Raw genomic sequence first — 914 nt, 5'->3', positions numbered from 1 at the left:
GATGCAGAGAGTTGCCCTCCGTTTGCGAATGATGTTTCCATCGCAGCATAGCGATGGCGTTCAAACAAGGTAACGGAAAAGCCGCGTTTTGCCAAGGCATAAGCTGTTGTGACGCCCGTGATGCCGCCGCCAATAACTGCGATTGTTTTCATAGTGAATGAGCTTTCAAAAACGTCAAAGTGTTGAGCACCAACAAGCCCTGTGCATGGCTGGTGCACCCCCTCTGTTTAGAACCTGAGAGATTCGTGGTCCATCGTGTTCAATGCAACCACTTGCTCCTGCGGTGTGCCGGGTGACTAAGACCAGCAACTCTTCAGAGATATCAACGATTCAAACCGGTCCTTTTGCCTGAGAGTTTCCGGGGTGGTTGCTCCTTCGGCGTCGCGATTTAACGCGATCTCTCCCGATCTGAATTTCATAAAAAAACTACGCCAGAAAGCGCTCAGTCAACGCGACCCAGAACGCAGCACCCACAGGTATGTTGCGGTCTTCAAAATCGTAATTGGGGTTGTGCACCATGCAGGCCCCGTGACCTCCGTTAGTTGCATCGCCATTCCCGATGAATAGATAGCTGCCTGGCACTTTGTCGAGCATGTAGGCGAAGTCTTCACTGGCGGTGAGCGGTTCAGTTTGGAGCACCACGTTATCTGCGCCTACCAACGCCACCGCCACTTCGCGGGCTATTCCCGTCTCAATAGGGGTATTGACCAGCACCGGGTAACCGGGCAAAAACTCGACTTTTGCGGTCACGCCAAAACTTTTCGCCTGTAACTCAACGAGCTCCACAATGCGATTGCGCAACAACTCTCGCACATCCCGATCCAGCGCCCGTACGCTAAGCTTTAACGTGGCGTTTTGGGGGATGACGTTGTTGACCACACCCGACTGAAAAGAGCCGACCGTGATCACGGCCA

The 914-nt window shown here is 53.2% G+C and carries 2 protein-coding genes and 1 riboswitch; both genes read right to left on the bottom strand.

Annotated features, from left to right (window positions below):
• On the bottom strand, positions 1-218 hold a 218-nt coding region (locus RR876_RS16635; protein ID WP_332637148.1), incomplete at its 3' end, for an FAD-dependent oxidoreductase.
• A gap of 108 nt (positions 219-326) precedes the next feature.
• A riboswitch (glycine riboswitch) is annotated at positions 327-416 on the bottom strand.
• 10 nt (positions 417-426) lie between these two features.
• Positions 427-914: M20/M25/M40 family metallo-hydrolase (locus tag RR876_RS16630; protein ID WP_332637147.1), on the bottom strand; the 488-nt coding region annotated here is incomplete at its 5' end.

It is taken from the genome of Acinetobacter sp. (assembly GCF_036666595.1).
In the GTDB taxonomy this organism is placed as follows: Bacteria; Pseudomonadota; Gammaproteobacteria; order Pseudomonadales; family Moraxellaceae; genus Acinetobacter.
The sequence above is the reverse complement of the archived record's forward strand: the minus strand, read 5'-3'. Positions and strand labels throughout refer to the sequence as shown.